Source organism: Variovorax sp. WDL1 (assembly GCF_001541225.1).
Lineage (GTDB): Bacteria > Pseudomonadota > Gammaproteobacteria > Burkholderiales > Burkholderiaceae_C > Variovorax.
Map to the genome: position 1 here is coordinate 1 of NZ_LMTS01000338.1, position 4,329 is coordinate 4,329.

General features: G+C 64.7%; 4 protein-coding genes and 2 pseudogenes. 4 read left to right on the forward strand and 2 right to left on the reverse strand.

All coding sequences use genetic code 11. The annotated features are described in order from the left end of the window. Positions 1 to 158: 158 nt before the first annotated feature. Together APY03_RS42190 and APY03_RS38265 are read right to left on the reverse strand one after the other, a co-directional pair. Positions 159 to 278: pseudogene (locus APY03_RS42190) on the reverse strand (IS110 family transposase); the annotation flags it as partial. A gap of 98 nt (positions 279 to 376) precedes the next feature. Next, positions 377 to 769, reverse strand: a pseudogene (locus APY03_RS38265) (acyl-CoA dehydrogenase family protein); the annotation flags it as partial. A 159-nt stretch (positions 770 to 928) separates the two neighbouring features. Between APY03_RS38265 and APY03_RS38275 the strand changes: the two are divergent. From APY03_RS38275 to APY03_RS38285, 4 genes are all read left to right on the forward strand, one after another. Then, a complete protein-coding gene (locus tag APY03_RS38275; RefSeq protein ID WP_083944913.1) occupies positions 929 to 2,701 on the forward strand; it encodes a flavin-containing monooxygenase in 1,773 nt (590 codons plus the stop codon). 20 nt (positions 2,702 to 2,721) lie between these two features. Beyond that, complete coding sequence (locus APY03_RS38280) at positions 2,722 to 3,540, forward strand: SDR family NAD(P)-dependent oxidoreductase (RefSeq protein ID WP_068685853.1); 819 nt, start codon at positions 2,722 to 2,724, stop codon at positions 3,538 to 3,540. Between the two features lie 32 nt (positions 3,541 to 3,572). After that, positions 3,573 to 3,728 carry an Ldh family oxidoreductase gene (locus APY03_RS42195; protein ID WP_146039720.1) on the forward strand — a complete coding sequence of 52 codons (156 nt, stop codon included), beginning with the start codon at positions 3,573 to 3,575 and terminating at the stop codon, positions 3,726 to 3,728. A gap of 71 nt (positions 3,729 to 3,799) precedes the next feature. Then, on the forward strand, positions 3,800 to 4,329 hold a 530-nt coding region (locus tag APY03_RS38285), incomplete at its 3' end, for a carboxymuconolactone decarboxylase family protein (RefSeq protein WP_198161382.1).

The following is a 4,329-nucleotide window of genomic DNA, read 5'->3' on the forward strand; positions in this document are numbered from 1 at the left end:
GCAGGAGGGTTGAACCATGAGTACATGGCCCAACCGGGGGTGCCTCCGGCGGCCCCTGCGGGGGGCTGGAATAATGAAAGTCAGAACGGTCAGAAGAGAAGTCAGACCATCCCGGTCTGACTCAAGCCAATAGGCCTCCTCGAAACCCGGTGCGGTTCAAACGGTACAACCTGGTCACGCTTGAGTTGCTTGGGAAGGACCGGAGCACCTTGCTCATTGACGCCATGAACCTGGAAGACGTTCTTGGCGAGGTCCAAACCAATAGTCGTGATCTTCATGAGCTGCCTCCGTCATGCAAGCGGGCAACATCGCCCGCTCACACTCTGGCAGCCGGCGGACGCCGAAGAAAGGGGGCGTCCATTCCATTAACTCTGCACCGTTGGCAAGTCGCCCGGAATCCACCTAAGAATCGGGGAATGCTGTTCAGACAAACGGGGCCACTTCTCATCATCGAGCGGTAGCCGGAGTCCACGCGCTCCACCTCGCGCGCGACCAGGCCGTAGCACGTGTAGTTGAGGCCGGCGCCGCCGTACTGCTCGGGAATGGTGGAACCCAGCAGGCCCAGCTCGCCCATCTCGCGGAAGATGGACTCGTCGGTTTGCTCGTGGCGGAAGGCTTGCAGCACGCGCGGAGCCAGTTGCTCCTGGCAATAGGCGTGTGCGGCGTCGCGCACGGCGCGCTCATCGTCCGTGATCTGCTGGTCCAGCAGACGGGGGTCGCACTGCCCGGCAAGATCGGCGGCCCCGCACGAGCGCCCCCGCGCCGCCACGTCAAGCCCATCGCCGCGGCACGCGAATCGATCATTGCGCCCGCTGCAATGATCCTTGCCGTCGCTTCCGCTAGCTGAGCGAAGATCCGCTACCTAGAATCAACCGGCTCGCGGCCTGCATGTTCACTGCATGGCGCATCCAACTCGGAAGAATCAAAAATGGAAGATTTGACCATCACCCAGAGCCGACCCCGCCAGATCATGGAGCAGGAGCACGTCGCCCGATGGCTGTCCGAATTCACCTCGGCACTTCGCACGAACGACCGTGTCGCACTGGCCGACCTTTTCGTCGATGACAGCCACTGGCGCGATCTGCTCGCGTTCACATGGAGCATCACTCCGTTCGTCGGTAAGTCAGCCATCGTCGACGGCCTGGTGCGGGCCCAGCCGCGCGTCCGCGCTCACAGCTTCAAGGTGGCCGGCGGCCGAGTCCCGCCGCGTCGGATCAAGCGCGTCGGCAACGAAGTGATCGAGGCGATCATCGAATTCGAAACCGAGACGGGGCGCGGCCAAGGCCTGCTGCGCCTCCTCGCCACCCAGCCAGACAAGGCCTGGGTGCTCATGACCTCGCTGGAGGAACTGAAGGGCCACGAGGAGCCGATCAACGAGCGTCGCCCTAGCGGTGACGACTACGCGCGCATCTTCGGGGGCAAGAACTGGGCCGACGTGCGAAAAGAGGAGCAGTCGTTCGCGGACCGGGAGCCTGCCGTCCTGATCGTCGGCGCAGGGCAGGCGGGCCTGAGCATCGCCGCGCGCCTGAAGCGGCTGGGGGTCGACACCCTGATCGTCGACAAGCTCGATCGTGTGGGTGACGTGTGGCGCAATCGCTATCACGCGCTGGCGCTGCACAACGGGGTGCCGTTGAACCAAATGGTCTACATGCCATTTCCTCCGAGCTGGCCCAAGTACCTGGCCAAGGACATGCTGGGCAACTGGCTGGAAACATACGCCTGGGCCATGGAGTGCAACGTGTGGACCGGAACCACGCTGGTCGCAGGCTCGTACGATGAGGCTGCGGGCCAATGGAACGCACGCGTTCGCCGCGCCGATGGCTCCGAGCGGGTCTTGCACCCGCGCCACCTGGTGTTCGCCAACGGCATTGCCGGCGCGCCGGTGTGCGCCAGGGCACCGGGCCTGGACGACTTCAAGGGTGAGATCATCCACACACATGGCTACACAGAAGGCTCCCGCTGGCGCGGCAAGAACGTCCTGGTGCTCGGTGCCGGCACTAGCGGCCACGATATCGCGCAAGACCTGCACGGCCACGGAGCGAACGTGAAGCTCATTCAGCGCGGGCCGGTCACCGTCGTCAGTGTCAAGGCGGCAGCGCTCAACCATGCGCTCTACTACGACGAAGGGTTGCCGACGAAAGATTGCGACCTGATCTCCTCGTCCAGCACTTATCCCTTGCTGGTCCGAGGTTACCAGATCGCGGTGAAGCGGATGCGCGAGATCGACAAGGACCTGCTCGCCGGCCTCGAGGCCAGGGGCTTCAAGATGGACATGGGCGAGGACGACACTGGCCCGCAGATGAAGTTCCGCCGTCGCCACGGCGGCTACTACCTTAATTGCGGCTGCTCGGAGCTGATCGCCAATGGCGAGGTCGGCCTGCTGCAGTACGAAGACATCGACCGCTTCGTGCCGGGCGGCCTGCTGATGAAGGACGGTCGCACGGAGCAGGCGGATCTGGTGGTCACGGCCACCGGCTACCAGAACCAGCAGGAAGTGGTGCGCGAAATCCTCGGCGATGCGATCGCCACGAAGGTCGGCCAGATCTGGGGCATCGCGCCCGATGGCGAGCTGGCCAACATGTTCAGGCCCACGCCGCAAGAGGGGCTCTGGTTCTCCGGCGGCGGCTTCGCCCACGCGCGCATCTATTCGCAGTACATCGCGCTGCGGATCAAGGCCGAAGAGGCCGGACTTCTCTCCTGATCACGACGGGACACACCCACATGCTAGATCTGACGGGTAAGGTGGCCTTTGTCGCCGGCGCCGGTTCGGTGGCTGAAGGCTGGGGCAACGGCCGAGCCACGGCTGTGCTCCTGGCGCGGCAAGGCGCGAAGGTGTTCGGCGTCGACCTCAGCGCGGAGGCACTCGCCGGGACCAGCGCGATCATGGCGCAGGAAGGCTGGGGGGAATGGGTTGCTCGCACGTGCAACATGACTGTCAGTGGGGAAGTGAAGGCGGCGGTTGACGACTGCCTGGCGCGCTTCGGCCGCATTGACATCCTGGTCAACAACATCGGTGGCAGCGCGCCGGGCGACCCGGTTTCGATGGACGAAGAGGTCTGGGACGCGCAGATGAACCTGAACCTCAAGACCACCTTCCTCGGCTGCAAGCACGTGCTCCCGGTCATGGAGCGTCAGTTCGAGGGGGGGGGCAAGGGCGGAGCCATTGTGAACATCTCCAGCATCGCCCACATGACTCATCAGGTCGGCGGCCGCGTGAACGTGGCCTATGCCGCGGCCAAGGCTGGCATCGGCGCATTCAGCCGCTCCACCGCTATCGCCTACGTCAAGAAGGGCATCCGGGTGAACACCGTCGTGGTGGGCGTGATGGACACGCCGCTGGTCAGCGCCCGATTGGCCAAGCAGCTCGGCGCCGGCGATGCGAAGGAGTTGATGGCCAAGCGCAATGCGGCGATTCCGATGGGGTACATGGGTGACGGCTGGGACGTCGCCAACGCAGTGGTCTTTCTCGCCAGCGACGAGGCGCGTTACGTCACCGCAACACAGCTTGTGGTGGATGGCGGAGTAACAGCGGCTCGCTGACAGTCCATGTCGCAAGCTTTCACGCAGACCCAATGACCAAAAGACTCAGCTTCGACGAAGCCAATGCCGTCGCTATCGACTTCCTCGTCCGGCAGAACATGCCCGAGGACCATGCAGGCAAGGTGGCCGACCACTTGATCTACGCGACCCTTACCGGGCATCCGCGCGCGCGGCTGGATCGAGGTTGACGATCAGATCTACCAGTCACTCGTGCGCCGCTGCTGACATGACACGTCTTGAAATGCCGCAAGAAGCGGCCATGACCCCCGAACAGGCAGCCGTGTGCGCGGAGGCCGTCGCTGGCCGGCGCGGCAAGGTACCGTCCCCCATGATCGCCTGGCTGCGCAACCCCGAGCTTGCGCGGCGTGGGCAGGCGCTGGGCGAACTACTGCGGTTCGAGACCACCCTGGAACCACGCCTGAGCGAGCTGGCCATCCTGGTCTGCGCCCGTCACTGGACGTCGCACCACGAGTGGACGGCGCACAAGGCGCTCGCCCTGAAGGCGGGTCTGGATCCGGAGGTGATCGCCGCCATCGCCACGCGGCGCGCGCCGAAGATGCCCGACCATCGGCATCAAGTAGTCTATGACGTGTCCTCCGTGCTACTCGCCACCAGCCGCGTGCCGCCGGACCTGTATGCACGCGGCATCGCTGAGCTCGGCGAGCGCGGGATGGTCGAACTGGTCGGCATGCTCGGGTACTACTGCCTCGTGTCGCTGACGCTCAACGCCTTCGAGCTCGGGCTCCCGGGTAACGCGGCGCGGGAACTCCAGGATCCCGCCTACCCGGA

Bases quoted from the DNA above. Each gene is read 5' to 3' on its own strand.
- APY03_RS38275 (WP_083944913.1), top strand. From the start codon at position 929: ATGGAAGATTTGACCATCACCCAGAGCCGACCCCGCCAGATCATGGAG.
- APY03_RS38280 (WP_068685853.1), top strand. From the start codon at position 2,722: ATGCTAGATCTGACGGGTAAGGTGGCCTTTGTCGCCGGCGCCGGTTCG.
- APY03_RS42195 (WP_146039720.1), top strand. From the start codon at position 3,573: ATGACCAAAAGACTCAGCTTCGACGAAGCCAATGCCGTCGCTATCGAC.